Annotated in this window: 21 protein-coding genes; 2 read left to right on the top strand and 19 right to left on the bottom strand. The window is 47.5% G+C overall.

What is annotated here, in order from left to right; translation table 11 throughout:
- Positions 1-91: 91 nt before the first annotated feature.
- The 19 genes from OO774_RS06255 to OO774_RS06165 form a co-directional block, all read right to left on the bottom strand.
- Entirely contained in the window at positions 92-2,779 is a 2,688-nt protein-coding gene (locus OO774_RS06255) for an SGNH/GDSL hydrolase family protein (RefSeq protein WP_264905598.1), read from the bottom strand.
- Entirely contained in the window at positions 2,779-3,252 is a 474-nt protein-coding gene (locus OO774_RS06250; RefSeq protein WP_264905596.1) for a hypothetical protein, read from the bottom strand. Before OO774_RS06250 ends, OO774_RS06255 begins: the two co-directional genes overlap by 1 nt.
- Positions 3,242-5,593 (bottom strand): phage tail length tape measure family protein, encoded by a 2,352-nt coding sequence (locus OO774_RS06245; protein WP_264905594.1) that lies wholly within the window; start codon positions 5,591-5,593, stop codon positions 3,242-3,244. Before OO774_RS06245 ends, OO774_RS06250 begins: the two co-directional genes overlap by 11 nt.
- Positions 5,594-5,651: 58 nt before the next feature.
- Positions 5,652-5,909, bottom strand: coding sequence for a hypothetical protein (locus tag OO774_RS06240; protein ID WP_264905593.1), 258 nt, complete (start codon positions 5,907-5,909; stop codon positions 5,652-5,654).
- 32 nt (positions 5,910-5,941) lie between these two features.
- Positions 5,942-6,235 (bottom strand): hypothetical protein, encoded by a 294-nt coding sequence (locus OO774_RS06235; protein ID WP_264905592.1) that lies wholly within the window; start codon positions 6,233-6,235, stop codon positions 5,942-5,944.
- Positions 6,236-6,273: 38 nt separating this feature from the next.
- Positions 6,274-6,702: a phage minor tail protein G gene (locus tag OO774_RS06230; protein WP_264905591.1), complete on the bottom strand. Its 429-nt coding sequence runs from the start codon at positions 6,700-6,702 to the stop codon at positions 6,274-6,276.
- 49 nt (positions 6,703-6,751) lie between these two features.
- Entirely contained in the window at positions 6,752-7,276 is a 525-nt protein-coding gene (locus OO774_RS06225; protein ID WP_264905589.1) for a phage tail tube protein, read from the bottom strand.
- 3 nt (positions 7,277-7,279) lie between these two features.
- The gene (locus OO774_RS06220) at positions 7,280-7,702 is read right to left on the bottom strand and encodes a hypothetical protein (RefSeq protein WP_264905588.1); all 423 of its coding nucleotides are present in this window, start codon (positions 7,700-7,702) and stop codon (positions 7,280-7,282) included.
- A 17-nt stretch (positions 7,703-7,719) separates the two neighbouring features.
- Positions 7,720-8,019, bottom strand: coding sequence for a hypothetical protein (locus tag OO774_RS06215; protein WP_264905587.1), 300 nt, complete (start codon positions 8,017-8,019; stop codon positions 7,720-7,722).
- Between the two features lie 5 nt (positions 8,020-8,024).
- On the bottom strand, positions 8,025-8,201 hold the full coding sequence (locus OO774_RS06210) for a hypothetical protein (protein ID WP_020335472.1): 177 nt from the start codon (positions 8,199-8,201) through the stop codon (positions 8,025-8,027).
- Between the two features lie 71 nt (positions 8,202-8,272).
- Positions 8,273-10,096, bottom strand: a complete 1,824-nt coding sequence (locus tag OO774_RS06205) for a phage major capsid protein (protein WP_264905585.1) — start codon at positions 10,094-10,096, stop codon at positions 8,273-8,275.
- Positions 10,074-11,516, bottom strand: coding sequence for a phage portal protein (locus tag OO774_RS06200; RefSeq protein WP_264905583.1), 1,443 nt, complete (start codon positions 11,514-11,516; stop codon positions 10,074-10,076). Before OO774_RS06200 ends, OO774_RS06205 begins: the two co-directional genes overlap by 23 nt.
- Before the next feature lie 250 nt (positions 11,517-11,766).
- Entirely contained in the window at positions 11,767-13,662 is a 1,896-nt protein-coding gene (locus OO774_RS06195; RefSeq protein ID WP_264905581.1) for a terminase gpA endonuclease subunit, read from the bottom strand.
- Positions 13,634-14,176 carry a terminase small subunit gene (locus OO774_RS06190; RefSeq protein WP_020335480.1) on the bottom strand — a complete coding sequence of 181 codons (543 nt, stop codon included), beginning with the start codon at positions 14,174-14,176 and terminating at the stop codon, positions 13,634-13,636. The genes OO774_RS06195 and OO774_RS06190 overlap by 29 nt, the downstream gene beginning before the upstream one ends.
- 101 nt (positions 14,177-14,277) lie before the next feature.
- Positions 14,278-14,793, bottom strand: coding sequence for a hypothetical protein (locus OO774_RS06185; RefSeq protein WP_264905579.1), 516 nt, complete (start codon positions 14,791-14,793; stop codon positions 14,278-14,280).
- A gap of 254 nt (positions 14,794-15,047) precedes the next feature.
- Positions 15,048-15,227 carry a hypothetical protein gene (locus OO774_RS06180; protein ID WP_020335482.1) on the bottom strand — a complete coding sequence of 60 codons (180 nt, stop codon included), beginning with the start codon at positions 15,225-15,227 and terminating at the stop codon, positions 15,048-15,050.
- 41 nt (positions 15,228-15,268) lie between these two features.
- Complete coding sequence (locus OO774_RS06175; RefSeq protein WP_264905577.1) at positions 15,269-15,556, bottom strand: D-Ala-D-Ala carboxypeptidase family metallohydrolase; 288 nt, start codon at positions 15,554-15,556, stop codon at positions 15,269-15,271.
- A 52-nt stretch (positions 15,557-15,608) separates the two neighbouring features.
- Complete coding sequence (locus tag OO774_RS06170; RefSeq protein WP_264905575.1) at positions 15,609-15,899, bottom strand: hypothetical protein; 291 nt, start codon at positions 15,897-15,899, stop codon at positions 15,609-15,611.
- A 70-nt stretch (positions 15,900-15,969) separates the two neighbouring features.
- Positions 15,970-16,659 (bottom strand): hypothetical protein, encoded by a 690-nt coding sequence (locus tag OO774_RS06165; RefSeq protein WP_264905572.1) that lies wholly within the window; start codon positions 16,657-16,659, stop codon positions 15,970-15,972.
- A gap of 94 nt (positions 16,660-16,753) precedes the next feature.
- Here OO774_RS06165 and OO774_RS06160 point away from each other — a divergent pair, with 94 nt between their 5' ends.
- Together OO774_RS06160 and OO774_RS06155 are read left to right on the top strand one after the other, a co-directional pair.
- A complete protein-coding gene (locus OO774_RS06160) occupies positions 16,754-17,128 on the top strand; it encodes a hypothetical protein (RefSeq protein ID WP_264905570.1) in 375 nt (124 codons plus the stop codon).
- Between the two features lie 185 nt (positions 17,129-17,313).
- The gene (locus OO774_RS06155; protein ID WP_264905568.1) at positions 17,314-17,943 is read left to right on the top strand and encodes a hypothetical protein; all 630 of its coding nucleotides are present in this window, start codon (positions 17,314-17,316) and stop codon (positions 17,941-17,943) included.
- Positions 17,944-17,968 lie beyond the last annotated feature (25 nt).

Here is a 17,968-nt window from a genome sequence, read left to right as displayed (position 1 = left end):
GCTACGCGCCATCAGACATCGATGGCGCGGCGAGTGTTAGGCGGTAATGGAATGCTCACCACTGGCGCTTTCGGCTTCTATTGCTTTCATGTTAACCACCATAAAATGCAGTAGATGACTTTATCTTGCTCGCAATATAGCAGCCCTGAATTTCTGAACCTGCATCATTAGGATGAAGGCCGTCAGGTAAAAAAGTAGGCGTCGTTTTTTCAATTTGATGGAGTATTTGAACATCAGAGTGACAGTTAAATACTTCACACCCATACCACTCACCCACCTTTTTAATGGCTTCAACCATGTTTATCATTTCGGTTGAATTTGGAGCTGATGCAACACGTTGAATGGGAGTGGTTAGAAAGACAGGCACTGTTGGATACTGAATTCGTATTCGCTCTAATCCATTGCGCATGCCACCATAAACAACCGTCGTATCAATATCAGCGAAGGCAGCGTCCATTTGTGTTTGAAAATCCCCTTTAGGAGCAAACAATGAGTTTGTACCCATCGCAATTACAATCACATCAGGGTTCTGACTAGACGCTAAGAGATTATCAACCTGAATACGAAACCACCGAGGATCATCTTCTATAGCCCCAAAGTCTTCCCAATGCCCACCGCCTACAGCAAAGTTTTCATGCGACATGCCAAGAATACTGCTGGCAAATTTTGGCCAGTTACTGTCACCCGCTGTGATTGAATCTCCTAGAGTGGCTAAGTACTTACCATTAAAACCACTACTATTAAGCCACTCTTTTAGTGTCTTTAAATTGACGATATCAAAGTCAGCTTGCGGTTCTTTCATCACTTTTTCGGCAATGATGTTAAATTCAGAAATTCTATTTAATAACTGGTACCCAACGACATACTGATTTTGTTGCTCGTGTGAAATGATCACATCGTTTAAATCAGTATCATCATTACTCTTACCTGTTATTAATGTCATCCTTGCATACACAGCATCATTGGATGGTCGGAAATTGGCTAACACTGACCATGTATTTCTGTCTAAGTCTTGCGGTAATGATTTGCGATACGCATTAGGTGGATCGCTTGGGTTAAGAACAGGGTTAAAGTCTTTATCATAAAAATAAATATACCGTGAATATCCACCATTGAGACCCTTCACATAAAATGAATCACTTAATGAAAAGTGCTCGATGGAAAAGAACCCACTGGTTTGGTAGTTAGGGTCTGTTTGAATGGCGCCATCATATGGCGATACTACAGATAAATATCCTGAAATGACGTCCGGGATATAAAGCATGTTTTCTGGTGAAATAACTTTACCAAAACTGCCTTTCCCGTAGTTTCTATCGCCATACCCTTTATTTACAACGCCATCATCACTGGTTGGTTCTTGGGTACATTTGGTCGCATCCACTTCTCTCCCCATGATTTTGGAAATGGTTTTTTCACCTTTAACGTAGACATAGTTTCCGGTGCCATTAATTACAACTTCGTTAGTGTCTGTATCATCAGTTGGTGATTCAGTATTAAGCGTAACCCTTGCATAAACCGCGTCTTCACTAGGTCTTAAGTTTGCGACTTCAACAGGTGTTCCATCCTCATTGACACTGAATTTTTTATAGTAAGCGTGTGGTGGGTTATTTGGGTCTAGTACTGGCTGGAAATTCTCATCATAAAAATAAATATATCGTGAATACGAACCCTTAAATTTATGAAACCAAAGGCTATCACTGGCCACAGACAAATGATCAATACTAAAAAAGCCAGTAGCTGTATAAGTTTCAGACTCAATGAGTCCCCCATCAAATGGTGCTAACACAGGTAAATACCCATTAACCACATCTGGAAGATACAGCAGGTTTTTATCACCATTTCTACCTATAAATGCATCCCGCCTAGAGTAGTTTTTATCCAAAAATCCGAAGTTAACAGCATCCTTTTCCTCTGTCGGGTCATCATTTACAAATGATGCGTTTATCCGAGCCCCAAACAACTCATGAATGACAGGGAAAAATGATTCATACTCCGTTAAATATTCTTTCGCTGCTATCGCAACATTGTTCATATCCGTTGTATCGGACTCTTTGGTAGTCACAATGGTGATTCTGAAGTAAACCGTTTCTTGTGTTTTTCTTCCGTTTACCATCCCTTGAGTGGCGTTAGCTGGCAGAGACTGATAGCTATCATCAATAACATTTTTATCTTTGTCATAATATGTATATGCACGAGCATAAGAATCTCCAACAAGACCGTTAATGTATAACTTATCCCCTACATCAAGGTCGCCCACATAGATAAAACCAGATGTCCAAGCCTTATTCGTCACATCGACGACAACGCCATCATATGGCGCTAAAACCGGCAAGTACCCTCGCTCAGCGTCATTTTTACTGAATCGGTTTTTACCTAGTGCACGTAATGTTTGAATATCCCAGACGGCTTTACCTGTAATGGGAGATGTCCGGTTATCCTTTAATATTTTATTGATAGTGCTGGAATAAGGCGCAATAACCCAAACAGCTCCATCCCAGCCATAAAGACCATTATATTCTGGAATAGTGTCATTCCAGACTTCAGCCAACTGATCAACAGGAGGTGCCCCTGCCAAATCCATTTCAGCTTTGGTTTTATATGTCAATCTACCTTGCGCAAGTGCAGATAATGCAGCAAACCTATCCACAACGTCTTTCGCGATTGACTGGATAGGTGCACCGTTATAAGTGCCAGAAGCTGATTCGTCCTGACTCAATTTGATTTTAAGCGCTTCCACCGCTTCTTCAAATGCGGTTAATAAATCTGGAAAACTGGACATTAAGGTAACTCCGTCATGGTAGTTTCTAATTGAGCGATCAGCTCAGCAAAGGTGCTCGGTGCATACATGGCATCCAGCAAGGCGCCTTCATCCATTTGTGGCAACGGTTTAATTAACAATTCGCCGGTGTAATCCCATCGGGTAAGGTGGTTACTGGTCGGCTTTCGGTTCTCCCTGGGGTCTTGGGTGATCAGCGCTTCCACTTCCTGCATGCGTTCGCTTCGTGGAAGCCTAATCTTGATCAGGAACCAGCGACCTAACAGCCAGTTTTCGAGCGCGCTTTCAAACATCTCGGCCATTGATTCCTCAATACGCCAGGTCGCTTTCATGGTGCTCGGGCGGTCTTTCAACTGCCTGGTACGCATTCGGCCAGTGCTGAAATCGGTCGCAATCACGCCTGGTTTCTGATTGAGGCTATAACTAGACAACAAGGGCACCGGCAACATACTGGGGTAAGTAAATTTAACTGCCATATTGCTGAGTCCTGTATCGGGTTTGCATGACCTGCGAGGTCTGAGTGGATGACGACTGCAGGATCTTGGCGACCTTAATGTCTAAGGTGACCAGGTCACCATCGTTCGACTGCTCTACGGTGCCGGCGCGGCTGGCGTCTTCAATCAGGTTTACAACCACACTGGCTTGGCCTGAATGACTGTCGCCTTGGCTGGCCTGCTGCAGCATCGACATGGTCTGTTTGCGTCCCATGATATGGCTAGGCCCGAGGGTGATTTCTGGACCGTATTCACCCGTCACACCCCATTGGCCAGCGGGAATATAACCACCATTATCAAAGGCACCAGCGAAACCAGCAGAAGCGGCGGAAACGGCAGAAGCCACCATAGGCGCGGTGGCGGCAACGGCAGCCCCTGCAGCAGCTGGCGCTGCTGCCGGACCATATACTGGGATCGCTGCAGTGGAACTGTAAGCATGAAGGCCAGACATAATTGACGCAGTCGTGGCTTCTGAGGTGACGCGGGTGACTTCTGAAGCCGCCTCACTTTTCATCAGCGTTTTTTCCAGCGCCCACATCACCAGTCGCTGCGCCATGATCTTACCAAGCGCGGCGAGCATGGATTGCGCCATGCCTCTGGCCATGTTCTTAAACGCATCGCCCGCGTTTTGGCTGTCTAATATCGCGGAGGCAAACGCATTACCAAAGCCGGTGGTAAAGTTGTCGAAGGTCTGGCGCCACAGTTCGTCGGTATTGGTCGCCGATTCCTGCATCGATTCGTAGTAGCGATCCCAGAAGCCTTTTTGCTCCTCTTCCTGCGCCTCCAACTCTTTCTTGATGATTTCTTGGCGCTGCTCAGAGTAATGCTGTCTGATCGCATTCATCGCTTCTTCATGCTCTTCAGCGCTGATCAACTTCTCTTCGTAGGCTTCATTGAGGCGGTCTACCTCGTCCATCCTCGCCGCTTTTAAGGCGTCTTGTTCGCTCAGGATTCGACGGTTGAGCTGATCCAACCAACTGTCAGTTTGCGCCTGCTTTCGGTCTCGCTCTTTCTCATCCGCCTCTTTCTCTGCGGCCTCTTTCGCCTTACGATGCTTTCGCTCGTTCTCAGCTTTTTCATCGGCGAGCTTTTTGTCCCTCGCGGCCTTGTCGGCGTCACGTTGCTTTTGACGATCGGCAGCGGCTTGCTCGGCTTTTTCTTGTGCTTCTTTCTCTTCCTTTAATCGTTGGTCACGCGCGTCTGACAGCTCTTTTAAGCGCGCATCAATTTCCGTTAAACGGCGCTGATCGTTAAACCAGTCGCTTTTGGTGTAGCCAAAATAACTGCCGAGGTTCTGCTGGCCACCGGCTTCTTTGGTGGCCTTGTTCATCTCGTGCATGATTTTGACGCGCTCAGACATCAGGTCTAACGCTTCATCGGTCGTCGTGGGCGCAAAGAAATCTTTAACGACTTTTAAGCCTTCATTGATTTCGTTGATCACGTCCTGAACAACGGGTTTCATCTCCGTCCAGGTAGCGAAGGCTTCAAACGCTTCTTCAACCGACTGGCCAAAGGTGTCGACCGTACCAATCAAACCACCTGCTTCGGCCCCTGCAGCACCACCAATTTGATTGTCGAGCTCATCGAGAATGAACGCCTGCGCCTCTGCAATTCGGCCTGATTCCTCCATGGCTTTCACCATGTCGATTTGGGCCTGAGTAAAGGACACCCCAGACTCTTTCAGCGCGCTCATGCCCGTTGACGGCATTTCTAACGCTTTGCCCAGCTGCTTGGCCGCACTGGTGATATCGCCACCCATGACACTGGCCATGTCCTGCGCCAGATAGATGGTGCGCTCAAAGGTGTTGTTTTGGTCGTTCATCACTGAGCGGAACGTCAGCATGACACCAATCGCCTTGCTGGCTTCCTGCGTACTGGTTAGGGTGGCCATCGCGACCGAACGCGCGAGCTCATCGAGCTGCGTGGCGGTGTAACCGCTGGAATACCCCGTCGCCTTGATCAACTGCTCTTGCTGCAGCATGCGGCGCTCGGTTTCAGCCAAGGTCGGTAAACCAGCCGCGAAAGCACCAATGGCCGCCGCCACAGCGGTACCCGCCGCCGTCCAGGCAAACCCCAAACTGGTTACCGTGCCGACCATGCTGTCGACCTGGCCACTGATCGAACCCAGCGGACCAGGTAACTGCGCCGCCTGACCTGATGCATGCTTGAAACTGTCAGACAGCGAGCTGTTTTGCTTGGTGCTTTTCTTCGCTTCGGTGGTATAACCCCGAAGGCGCTGTTTGGTATTTTCTACATCTTTGTCGAATTTGGCCGTGTCAGCACGCATCGTGGTGACAAGATCGGCAACGTGTGCTGTAGCCATACGACTCCCATAAAAAAACCACGCCGAAGCGTGGTTTTTCCAAATAATTAATTTTTTATTACGATTCGTTGGATTGCTGATTAGCTAACTTTTCGAGGTTATCGTTAATATTGATTAACAAGTAACAAATACCTGTCACAATACTGGCCACTATCAACCCGACCAATAATCCGCCACCAACTGCCAGCATCTTGAGTAAAAGCGGTGTGTGTGGGCTAACTGCAAATGCGAACCCAATAATACCTCCACCTCCAACACAAATAATAACCAGCACTAACAAACAGCCTCGCATCAAATCAATCATTACGTTGTTCATAATCACTCCTATATTGAACACATTGCACTTTACTATGCAACAGGAGGAAATGACAGGGAGGATTGCTCACTAAGGATCTGATTTAATACGGATTGTTTACATGCTGGTGCTTGGGTTTTCTCTTGCCTCTGATGCAGACTGAAATCGTCCGCCGTGAACGACTTCGAGGCTCGCCCTGATGCATTCAACACGTTGGCATTGAGTTGCTGCAAGAGCCACTCTGAATTGCGGAATGAAAATCCGTTTTTCTTACGGCGCTTGATCCAACCCCAGTAATCCGAAAGCGGCATTTCAGCCAGCATACGGGTTGGGCTTGGGTGTTTCATTTCAGTGGCTAGGTCAAAAGCAAAGTCCCAGGCGGCGGCTAAGACTTTTCCGGCGTCGGTGGCTCTTGGGGTTCTTGTGGTTCGCTATCTTCATCTGGCTCAAAGTTTGGGTCGTTGAGCTTTTTAAGTAATTCGTAAGCCTCGTTAACTTTTCGGTTAGGCCACTGTGCTTTTACTGTGTTTTGCAACTCTAAAACGTGAGCATATTCATGCACGTTGTTATCTTCGCTGCGATGATGATGAGCTAGTGACAACGCAATAGAGTGCGACACTTGATCAAGTATGATTTGCTCACGACGCAGGCCGTATGCCATTTTTTCTTTATTTGAGGCGCTTTCCCCTGGCGCCTCTTCCTCGGGTTGGTCGACCGTGTACTCTAGATCATGCAATCGATCGAGGGCAGTGAACTCACTGATGAAAAAAGTGGTTTTGCCAATAGAAAGTGGCAAGGTGTTGAGAAAGCTCATTTGGTCTCCTATAGGCCGCCCCGATGGGCGGCGTATCGGTAGTCTAGGTTTAAGGCGCGGCGTGTAGGAAATCTTCTGCCAGACTCGGACGACCCTCTACCGCGACGGTGATGTCACGCTTCATGTCGGTCGAGTTTTCAATTGAACTTGGCACACCCAAGCTACTGATCGGGCCGTAGTACATGTTCACGGAAAACTTACCCGCGACCTCAGAGGGCGATTTTACGCGAAACCACGTTTTCTCACTCTCACCGTTCGCCCCGTCATAAATGTCCACAATGCGCTTTTGTACTTCTTGGCCAGGGGCATAACCGAGCTGAAAACTGAAGTCGCCCGCGTCTTTCATACCGGTGGATTTTTTCGCATAGCCGTCTTCACTATCCAGATACACCTCAGTGTTGACTTCCTTGGTCATGTTAACGGGCGTGATACCCGAGACATACCCTGCCTTATCCCAATTGGTGTCGTCTTCTTCCCCTGCAGCGATTGCAGCATCGATAGCGACGCCCTTTTTTAAGATCCAAACCGAATTGCCTTTACCAGCGATGGGGATCATGCCATGTGTTGCTGCCATTGGTTACTCCCAATTATATTGATGATTAATATGCAGTGCCCGGTAGCTGTTGTCGGGGCTGCGTTCATAGGTAAAGCCAGAACGTGACAACGTGACCACATCAGGAAATCGAATTCCTACCGGCAAAAGCGCTTTTACCGCTTCGCCGATGTCATCGATATCGTCATCACTGGCGGTGCCGTCGAGGTAAATTGACACAAACAAATTACCCTCATACCGCTCTGGCATGTCGGAATAACGGTCATCTCGGGTGCCGTCGTTAACGTGAACTAAAATAGCCGGTGTTTCCTTTTGGCCATCCAAAATCAAAAAGGTCGGAAAGACCGATTTGACCCACACCCCCGATCCATCTGGCGCTGGTTGGTCTGGAATGTTATTCCTCAGGTGGTCTGCTATTGCATTGCGAATAAGTGAGTTTTGCTTCACAGGTGATGCCCTCTAAATCAATCTAAGACCAATATGTATAACCCGTCTTCTATGATTGGCGGTTGCGCTATTCGGCTTTCTATCGATTCACCAGGAACGACCACAACTTGTCCGCGCGCTGGTGTTAAGCCAGCTGCGTTAGCCTCAGCTTTAGTGAGTGAGACAGTGCGACGAGTACCTTGCACCGTCCCATCAAAAACCACTTCCCCTTCATCGACGATCACCGATACCGGAATACCAGCAATCGTGGCAGACGTGCCGAACGCGCCAAATAAGGTGGCGTCCATTTCAGCCACCGATTGAGACCAGTCACTCATAGCTATTACTTCTTAGTAGTTGGCTTGCCGACTTTTGCGTCGTCTTCTGCGATAACCGCAGCACCAGCCTGACGAAGATTCAATGCGGTTTGTGGGTCTACTTCGACGATTTCATCTTTGACGCCATGCACACCTTTTGAAATCACGGTACCGCGAGTCAGCTTGAGTTTTACTTTGTCCATCTTTTGCTCCTGATTAAGACAAAAACGCCCCAGCGCTGCTGAGGCATTAATTAATGAAAATCACGGTTTGGTTATGCCGCTGGGACACCTTTCACAAAGGATTGAGGGTTACGGACAGCGACATCAGCCATTTGGTGACAGCCGATATCCAAACCACCCGTTTGGCTATTGCGAGTTGGGATCAGCTCTACCATTCCCCAGGTACCAATCATCACATCAGAGAAGTTACCGAACAGTGAGCCACCAGCAGGCATTTGAGTTGAGCTATGTGCTTTGTAGCCATTACATTCACCGCCTTCGATAACGAATCGACCCGAACCTGCATCTTTTTTCGCGGTTTTCAGTGCTGAGTACACGGTAGGACGGAATGCATACGCGAGTGAGCCCATCAGCGCATTGGCGTCATCTAACACGCCTTCCATTTTCACAACTTCACTAAACGTCGGAATAAGGTTGACGTTGTCTGCGATATCCACGGTTTGGACACCTGCAGTGTTCAAAATGCCCAGTGGCTGATTGTTTAAGCCGGTACCGCTAAAGCCAGCCAAGTCAATTGCTAAAGCCATACCAGTTAGCATGTCTTCACGCACAATCTGCTCGATGGCCGGAGACGACTGACGCATCAACTCAAACGTAAGTGGCACAATACCACCAACGTGTTTACCGCTTAGCGTCACGTTACCAGTCGTTACGTCTGATTCTGTCGCATTCTCTTTTTCTGCTAACCAGCCAAAGGTTGCTGAAGCGGTTTTCTTCGGCATGGACACATTGCCGTTAAGACCAGGAAGGAATCGAGCGCCCAGTTTACCCAGCAAGGTATTGGCACGCATGATATCAATGAACTGATTCGCCATGTGCTGGGTACCAATCAGGCCAGAGTTGTTGGCGGTATCGGCACGTTGAGAACTGAAGATGCTCACCGGCACAATCAGACCACCACCGACAACAGAGCCACCTTGGCTACGCAGTTCTTGAGACATTTCACGCTCAAACCCTGCCTCTGACCAGTCGCCAGACATCTGAGCATTCAATGCACGAACCAGTGAGTATTCGCGATTTTCACGCTGCATCATCTCGTCACTCATACGAGCGGCGGCTGGCTTCGGTTGTGCTGACGCTTGTTCGAATGCGGCTGCACGGAATTGTTCGATCGACATACCATTCTCGATAGCGTCGTCGCGTAGCGCACTTAAATCCCAGGGGGCATTTTCTGCCGCACGGGAAATCTCTGCGATACGCTTACGTTCATCTGAGCGTACCTGCTCATTGGTGATAGCCGGAGCAGCTGGCGCAGGAATAGTTTGCTGACCACCGTCACGTTGCTGTTCCACTTGTTCATTAGTTGGAGCTGGCATTTCTGCCTCCTTTTTAGTTGATGGTTCGTCACTGCGACCGACACCGACACTGGCGTCGGCAGGAACAGCAACAATAGAAATTTCGGTAGGCTCCCAATCGGTAACCTTGATGGTGTCAGGTTGACCGTTTTCACCTTCGCGTCGTTCGTAAGCAAAAATTTTGTAGTGCACGCTGACTTTCTTTCGGATCCCGTCAACGATGTCATTGAAAATATCGGTTGCCCTTTCACTGCGACCAAATCGCAGTGTGGCTCGGCCTTTACGGTCAGCATCGATAGAGGCAACCTCTACAACGCCAACCTGATCACTTCGATTGTGGTCCATCAGTACTGCACCGCCGTCATTCAGGCGCTCCAGTCGAACCGCACCGGGCGAATGGTCAAGAACTTCAGTACCGAACCAGCGAGGTACTTCGATTTCAGAGGAAAATGACACATCAACGGTACGCTTCTCTTCGTCAATGCCTCGGCTGGCATCGATGATCATCGAGCGTTCGAAGGATTCCCCTATTTTGATTTCATGTGGCTTTGGACTTGGCATTGGCCTTTTCCTCATCGTCGTCTTCTTCCGGCGCTATCGCGGAAAATACTTGTGTTGGTGTAATGCCAAGCTTCAGCATTAATGCGTTTTCTTCAGCAATCTCGTTGAATACATCCTCAGGATCGTCGCCTCGCTCCCGGATGATTTGTGAAAGCGACATGGCTTTAATTTCGTAAAGGATCTTTTTGCTGTTGGCTTCTTTTTGCGGGTCAACCCAGTCCCATCGTCGTCCGACAAATTGAGCATCGTAATAGGAGGAAACCGGATGCGGTAAGGCTCCAAACCTACCATTAAAGTGACTCAACGCAACAAAGCGTTTGAACAGTGGCTTAACAAACGTTTTGATCATCCACGTCTGAAGGCTTTTGTAATGTTCCCGGGTATCAAGAGAGCCAACCCGCGCACTGGAGTAGTTCACCCCAGCGAGGTCATTACCTACGGTGTGGTAATCCACACCCCAACCCGAAGAGACCCCTTTCAGGATGCGCTCAACGAACGGGGCAAAGTCACCAGAGGGAAAAGTTGGGTCGAACGATTCAAAATGCAGGTTGCCGATATTTTCAAAGGTACCCGCTTCGGCGTTTAGCATCATGTCACCGGACTCTTCATCACCGGTGTATTCATCGTCCCCTTCAGAACGGAAGAAGCCCATCTTGGCAGCGCCTATCCGAAAGGCCGTGAGCGCTGCTTTTTCTGCCTCACCAAGTTGAAACAAACGACCAAGCGAAGGAGCAACCCAAGGCACACCGCGTTTTTGACCGACAAACATTTTTCGGAATACATGCAGCATGTTTGAAGCAGGGATACGAGTCCGCTTACCTGAGTATTGGATCTGACTTCCTACACCTGGATGCTGCTTTTCGTAAGTGTCATTAACGTGATAAGCCACGGGGTTGAGGTTATCGTCATACTCAATCCCCATGATGATCGAGTTGTTTCCTCTCTCACTGTTGTAATTGATATCAATTCGACTTGGCTCGATTAGCTCCGGATACAGTTGACCAGAAGCTCCAACGCGCAAAAAGACAAACGCTTCACCATCCGTTATTTGAGCGGCAACGATTTGCTTTTCGAATTCCACCAGCGAAACTACATCTTCAAATTCACTCCAAAGTGACTCAACCATCTGACGCGCTTTATAGCTGGCTTTACCTTGTTTCGTTTTGACCTTCGAGCGCAGCTTAAAACCAGTTGCCCCAACGATGTTGTCCTGCATCACCTGAATCAGCCGAATCACGTAGTCGTTATTTCTGGCTTGCTGACGAGACCGAGATCGCAACATTTCCAACTGGTGGTAAATCACTTGGTCGGCGGTGTATGGTGTGGAGTCCCACGATAGCGACATTCGATCAGGATTCCCTGCGTCGTACATACGGCGCATTTCATTCACCACCATGCGCTGAATTGGTGATTTCTTCATGTGGTTACCCTATACATCTGATGGTTCGTGTTCTGACGCCTTGCTCTTTTCGCTCCAACTTCGTTAATTCTGCTGCGTAGCTGCGACGAAGTGTTTCCATTTCGGTTGGCGACATGTTTGTCACGTTCCGTCCGTTAAAACTCAGGGAAGATTTTCCAGAGGTTAAGTTGCCAAGCTGCGCGTTCTGGATGGCGCTTATAGCTTCTACCAACCACGCTTTTCGCGTAGCTTCACTTTCAGTTAGTGCCATCTAAAAACCTTTCATTTTGAATCGACGTCTTGGCTTGGTTTTCGGTTTGTCTTCGACCTCCTCTACTTCTTGGAGGTGTAAAGCCAAAGCGTCGTAATTTGGATTAAGGATTTCTCGCGCTGCCAGGTTGTAAACTTCCAAGTCGAATGCTTCGTTCCGTTTACGTACTTTCACCCACTCGAGAATGGCGTGGCCTTTTTGGTACCGAGTTCTTCGTTCTTCAGCAGTAAGCTGTTTGAAGAACTCTTCATCAAAGCGGTTATCTATCGGGTAGTGGTAATAACCAAAGCCTCTATCAAGAATTTGAAGTCTGGCCATGACCAACTCTTTGCAGGTATCGGTACCGACAGCAAAGAGTTTGATTTTTGCTTTATTGGATGTTGATGGGCGAGAAACTATCGGACGCCCAACACCACCAACACCTTTAATGGCAAAGATTCGGCGGCTCTCACGCGACTTAACAAACTTGTACACCTCTTGGGTAAAGTGACCACCGGAGTCGATACAAGTACAAGCGATATGAAGTTTGTTGCCAGATTCATGCTGATAGTTCTGCGAAAGGAACTGGTCGAGTTCTTCCCAAATCTGAGGTTTGGCTAGATCGCCATAGATAATTTTGAAATCAATGCCCCAGCTTTCGTCCCCTTTACCCCATGCTTTCACTTCACATTCGAGTCGGTCATCCTGAACGTCCACCGCACAAGTAAGCACGACACCACCAGCTGGCACATCAGACAGATAGTTTTCCCTGCGTCGGTACAGTTCGTCCGAGTCGAGTTTTTCACCCTGCTCTTCCCATGTTTCACCCAATATGGTGTTCACAAATGTTTTGAGCTTACCGACATCATCCTTAGCCTTTAGCCAGTCTTGAACCAAGCGGCGCCAATCGGTAAATGGTGAATACGCGGACCAAATGTGAAAGCTGACAAATTCAGGAGCGTCGACAGGTTTACCATCGATAGTTGTCCACTCCATACCGTCTTTGGTTGCGAGGTCAGAAAGTCGGTCTCGCCAAATTCCTTTGTATTGCTGTGGCATCCATTCCGCATAGGTACCAAGCGCTGCGCAATGAGGACATAAGTAAGCAACACTGGATGGATCCGACTTATCGAATTTCATACCGAAGTCAGCGTCTGGACCACCCCACTGTAAATACTGATATTCGCCACAGTGAGGACATGGGATCTCATAGCGCATCATGATGCCGCTTTCTTTGCATGCTCTTTCTATCTGGCATTCATGCTTATTCTTTGGTGTAGAACCGCGAATAGATTTACCAAATACAGAACCTTCTAAACGACGATCACCAAGGAACGTAGGTGCGCCTTCCTTTTCAACATCTGCAGGAAAGGCTGCGAGCTCATCATAGACCACCGTATCTACCGACTTTTCGCGATAGTTCTTAGCAGCAGTTCCACCTAAACACCAAAGTTGTCGACGGTTTGAAAACTTCTTAGTGTCGAGCGTGTTGTCTCGATGTTTCTTTCCGTACCAGGGAGCTAATGCTTTGACGACCGGAACGTCGCGGATCATTGACTCGATATGAGCTTTCATAAAACCTGTAGCTGCAGCATCAGTCGGCTGAAACAATAACTGGTTTCGCTTCTTGTGCTCCAACATGTAGGCAATCGCTGCTTTGAGCATTTGCGAATAACCAACACGGGCTGACTTCATCAGGTTCACGACTCTGATTTCATCGTTACCCATGCAGTTAAGTATCGCTACCTGAAAGTGCAGAGTCTCCCAACGACCTTCCAAGTAAGATGATTCAGCAGACAAAAAGAAGTGCTCATCTGCCCATTCAACTGCAGTCATTGGCATTGGGCGCCAGAAGGTGGCCAGTCCTTTTTTCACTGCAGCTTGAAAGTTACTCAGTTGTTTCTCGGATATAGTCATTTAATATCTCAGGCAAAGATCTTTCTAACCGGCTTAATGTATTCAGAGCTTTGGCCAACTCGCGCTTAATATTCTCGGTCTGAATCGTCGTAAGCTCTGGATGCTTTCGGATGATATTCAAAGGCAAACTATCGATAACCCCTGATGCTTCGGCTGAAACTTTGGCTAATGCGTATGTAGCAAAATCTACAGGTACCACTTCCTGTGTCGCGATTTCGTTTTTGAGTTCCTGACTATCGGCTTGAGCTTTCGTTAATCGGTAGCGCTCGTACTCAAGGCAACCTTCATCCGGATCTTGCTGTTCGGTGTGCTTAGGTTGGTGTTTCTCGACTTCATTTTGCTTGCGGTTGTAAAGCACATCAGCAACGGTGAAATAGACCGACCTCCCCACCTTAGCAACCGGCTTCACGCCCCACTTGTCAAAGGCTTGAACACTAATGCCAAGACTCTCAGCCATCGTGGATTTATTGAGCCAGTGAGGTTCGACTTTTGAAGCTGTTTTGATCATCGACATTTAAACAACAACCTCGATTCAAAAAATTTCGTAAATAGAGAAACGTCGGGCATCGAAACACCCGCAACAGGCCCGACGGGGAAGGACCCACTTCAGTTGACTCACCTCGCCGTTGCCAAGGCGTGGTTAATGGCTTGCTTGGCTCGACGAGTAGCATTCATGCGCACCACACGTTCGGATGTAGAATGGAAGTCAAGCACTCGCTTTCGCTGTTGTGAATTATCAGCAAAGAGCACCCATGGATAAGCCCAGCCGCGCTCCTCCTTCCAAATGCCAGGAGTCAAATTAGGGTGACCGTTACGGATCAAGAAGTAGGTATAGCGAGCCCTGCCTTTCTTCACACGGGTATTACGGTTAGTGTTCTGCCATCGGTCATGCTGATGACCGATGTTCGATAGCGCCTTATTCATCTGGGCGCCTGACCAGTTCCCGTAGCGATTCAACTTAGTTCTACGACCCGGAATGAGCCTCTGCGAACGTTTGAGCACTCCACGTCGCTGCAATAGTTTTTCACTACGCTTAAGGTGAGCAGGTCCACCAGTGGCGTTGGGCGCTAGGTAGTCGGCAGGTGGCGTCCCCTTGGAAGCCTCATTACGAACAAAGGTTCTTGCCGCCATGCTTGATTTCTTGGCGGGCGCAATGCCAACGCTATTAAGGGTAAACCTCGTGGGATTATCGAGCTTACGCTTCATCTCACTGATGAACGCAGGCTTTACATCTTCGTAAGCCAACGAGTTGATTGTACGCACCATGGCATATTTCATTTGATTACCAAGCCTGGAGAATTGCTTACCCAGCAATTGGTCGACATTATCGAGTGCAACATTTATTTGCATGCATCCTCCAAAGGTTGGCCGGCGGTCACTTTCGCTTAACCGTTAATGTGTTTCTCAACTACAGCAACCAAACGATCATCCGTATCTGTCTTTGTGTTCTTGGCGTGCGATTTAGCAACAGTTAGTAATACTTCGGTGACTGCTTCGGGGCTTAGTAGCTTTGCAGCCCAATAACCGATCAGGCTCTTAGCTAATGAGAGTAGAAAAATTTTCATTGGGTTTTCTCCATTAAAAAAGCGACCGTTCTGATCGCTTGTTAGTAAGTCCACATTACGGGTAACCCTTCCCGCCAATCCAGATGAACAAAGGTTTTGGCAATCCCAATCCCTTTCGCGCCGTGCTTGCGGGCAATCTCTACAAGACGAAGACGATCAAAACCGTTGTTACAAGCAATATCAAAAGCCACGCCATTGAAATGTTGCCCGGGCTTTTCTTTACGCGCTTCACTCGGATGCTTTTCACATCGAAAACCAGAGCGAACGACCATCGCCTTACCAAATTCGTCACGGACCTTCTGCAGCTGGTCTAATGCTGACTGGCTCACTTTGTTGCTCCCACATCCACAGGAGCAGTTCAGCTTAATATCTGTTTTGGGGTTAAAGTTCTTGGTTTGAGCAAGTGCCACGAGCACCTCCTTTAGAACGTTTTTTGTCGAAATAGACATAAACATCAAAGATAAAACGAGCAGCTATCAGAGCTAAGCCACCCAAAGAGATCAAGTTTGCGAGGGTAATATCTGGTGTAGATGAAGCTGTTTCTGCAGCTTGTTGGGCTTTTGCTGCCACTTCATTACTGAAAAAGCTAACCCCACTACCTCCACCGTAAGCAATTAAACGGCCTTTGAAGTCGTGCAGCTTGAGCCACACTTCAGAAAAACAGAATGACATCAGCTCCCTCGACTCAAATTTCAGGCATAAAAAAACCGCCAAAAAGGCGGCTTTCAAAATTCATGTACATTTATCCATACTGGATATTTGCATAGTAATTTGACCCATTTTGTTTTTCAACCCCAATCCTAAAGAGTTTTTGACATAAAGAGTCATAGCCTAACAATATCGTTCTGATGGACTCAATGTGAGGTTGGATCACATCGAAGTGGGTCTGGTAGTAACGCTTGCGCTTTTTCTTATACGTTTCTGAGCTAACCTGGTTAGCGGCACAATCATGTTCCACCAGCGCATTGATGATTGAGGTTCGACTCGCTACTGGCTTGTAGTGCCCCTCACCTGCTACGAACTGGACATCAGCCCCTGCCATTTGCTCGAGCGCAAATCCACCAGCAATCAAAGGAAGAATAGCTTCGATACGTTTCACCACTTTGGCTTGTAGTGCAACACCAGTGAAAGCGCATTCCACGATCCAATCATTCAGTAAGTGTTCAACAAAGCATTGAGTCAGGCTTTGAGAGTTCCAAAGTGGCGAAGCATAGGCAAAGAACGCCCAATCAGATAAGTGAGGGTGTACGGTCTTAATCTGCTCCAATGTAGAAAGCACCTTACCAGCATCCAGCTTCGAGCCCATTTCAATATCAGCCATTCCAAAACCACCGCCACCAGCACCTTCGTTGTACTTGGCACGAATAGCCTCCGTAGCCATACCAATCGCCGCAGGCATTTGCCACTTTTCGATGTTTACACACAAACCCATAATGTTATCTCCCCTCACCACAATCAAATTGGACAGCTCAACAACCAATGATAAACTGTATATATATACAGTTAAATGGTAATTCCTTTTTGAGATGTATAAGACGATTCAACGCCTAGTAGGACACCGTATATACAGAATTGGACCTGGTGGCCCGTGCGGTTACAACAGTACCGAAGATAAGGTTTCGGTGATGATGGCCAACGGTGACTGGAAAACAATCTCTTTTGGCGGCTTTATGGAAGTGGGTAACGTTGTGGGTGTAAGGCGGCTCAAGATAATGGATGTGTCAGCACTATGTTCCGATGATGACGGCTACAAAGTTGTTTATACCGTTCCTAGATACCACTACCTGGTGGGAACGTACCTTAACGGAAAGTGTTTCATCTTGCTCTATGATGGAGAGGTAAAGCACTACTTGGACAAGAACGCTGAGCAAGACACTAAGAACAACGTGGTTTGGATATAAGTGCCTATTTGAATATCTAAATTGTGATCAATACAATTCACGAATTGATCTACATGATGCATTCTACCTCCAGCACTATAAACTAAAGTACTGATATTTAATATAGAAGGCTGCATAGCCTTGATGGTTAATTCTGCGTTAAGCAGTTGAACAAACCGTTATATTGCTTTAAGGAGAAATTACTAATGACAATGATAGTGGGGCTACATCTTGGTGATTATGTCCTAGTAGCAGCCGACAAACGCGAAACATATGTAGTAAATGGAGAGGTTGTCTCGGTTGTTAGCGACAATGTAGATAAGCTCGTAGATTGGGGGGCAGGAGTTGTGACGGGTAGTGGCTATGTTCCATTACTTAGCGAACTCAAATCTAGACTTAGTAAAACAAACATAACTACCACAGATCAAATATTGGACTTAGCGAAAGATATCTCCGAATATTCGTCCGATCAACCAAGCTACTGGAGAGAAACTACAAACTGGATGTTTAGTTTCGTGGCTAATACGCCGACTGGGCTTAAATGCCGATTGGGTTATATGCGGTGTGCCAATCCAGACGAGGTGCCAATGCTTCATGAAATGCGGGCAACAATTTGGGCGAAAATTCCCGACCTTGAAGCAAAAATCTCTGACCTCAATAACTCGATTAAACCATTACAGTCTCCACAGCAATTTGAAGAGCACTTTCATTACCACCTTCAGCTTGTTAAAAAACTGTTTGAACATGGCGCGAAACATGACAAGAGCGTTTGTAAGGAATTTGATTACTTTGTCCAATTCCGAAATGGGGAACGTTTCTTAAGCTCAAAGGAATAACACATATTAGTCTATTGGCTGCGTT

Source organism: Vibrio sp. STUT-A11 (assembly GCF_026000435.1).
Lineage (GTDB): Bacteria > Pseudomonadota > Gammaproteobacteria > Enterobacterales > Vibrionaceae > Vibrio.
This window is presented reverse-complemented; position numbering and strand designations above follow the sequence as displayed.

Coding starts and splice junctions, on each gene's coding strand:
- OO774_RS06255 (WP_264905598.1), bottom strand. CDS start 2,779: ATGTCCAGTTTTCCAGATTTATTAACCGCATTTGAAGAAGCGGTGGAA.
- OO774_RS06250 (WP_264905596.1), bottom strand. CDS start 3,252: ATGGCAGTTAAATTTACTTACCCCAGTATGTTGCCGGTGCCCTTGTTG.
- OO774_RS06245 (WP_264905594.1), bottom strand. CDS start 5,593: ATGGCTACAGCACACGTTGCCGATCTTGTCACCACGATGCGTGCTGAC.
- OO774_RS06240 (WP_264905593.1), bottom strand. CDS start 5,909: ATGAACAACGTAATGATTGATTTGATGCGAGGCTGTTTGTTAGTGCTG.
- OO774_RS06235 (WP_264905592.1), bottom strand. CDS start 6,235: ATGAAACACCCAAGCCCAACCCGTATGCTGGCTGAAATGCCGCTTTCG.
- OO774_RS06230 (WP_264905591.1), bottom strand. CDS start 6,702: ATGAGCTTTCTCAACACCTTGCCACTTTCTATTGGCAAAACCACTTTT.
- OO774_RS06225 (WP_264905589.1), bottom strand. CDS start 7,276: ATGGCAGCAACACATGGCATGATCCCCATCGCTGGTAAAGGCAATTCG.
- OO774_RS06215 (WP_264905587.1), bottom strand. CDS start 8,019: ATGAGTGACTGGTCTCAATCGGTGGCTGAAATGGACGCCACCTTATTT.
- OO774_RS06210 (WP_020335472.1), bottom strand. CDS start 8,201: ATGGACAAAGTAAAACTCAAGCTGACTCGCGGTACCGTGATTTCAAAA.
- OO774_RS06205 (WP_264905585.1), bottom strand. CDS start 10,096: ATGCCAAGTCCAAAGCCACATGAAATCAAAATAGGGGAATCCTTCGAA.
- OO774_RS06200 (WP_264905583.1), bottom strand. CDS start 11,516: ATGAAGAAATCACCAATTCAGCGCATGGTGGTGAATGAAATGCGCCGT.
- OO774_RS06195 (WP_264905581.1), bottom strand. CDS start 13,662: ATGACTATATCCGAGAAACAACTGAGTAACTTTCAAGCTGCAGTGAAA.
- OO774_RS06190 (WP_020335480.1), bottom strand. CDS start 14,176: ATGTCGATGATCAAAACAGCTTCAAAAGTCGAACCTCACTGGCTCAAT.
- OO774_RS06185 (WP_264905579.1), bottom strand. CDS start 14,793: ATGGCGGCAAGAACCTTTGTTCGTAATGAGGCTTCCAAGGGGACGCCA.
- OO774_RS06180 (WP_020335482.1), bottom strand. CDS start 15,227: ATGAAAATTTTTCTACTCTCATTAGCTAAGAGCCTGATCGGTTATTGG.
- OO774_RS06170 (WP_264905575.1), bottom strand. CDS start 15,899: ATGTCATTCTGTTTTTCTGAAGTGTGGCTCAAGCTGCACGACTTCAAA.
- OO774_RS06165 (WP_264905572.1), bottom strand. CDS start 16,659: ATGGGTTTGTGTGTAAACATCGAAAAGTGGCAAATGCCTGCGGCGATT.
- OO774_RS06160 (WP_264905570.1), top strand. CDS start 16,754: ATGTATAAGACGATTCAACGCCTAGTAGGACACCGTATATACAGAATT.
- OO774_RS06155 (WP_264905568.1), top strand. CDS start 17,314: ATGACAATGATAGTGGGGCTACATCTTGGTGATTATGTCCTAGTAGCA.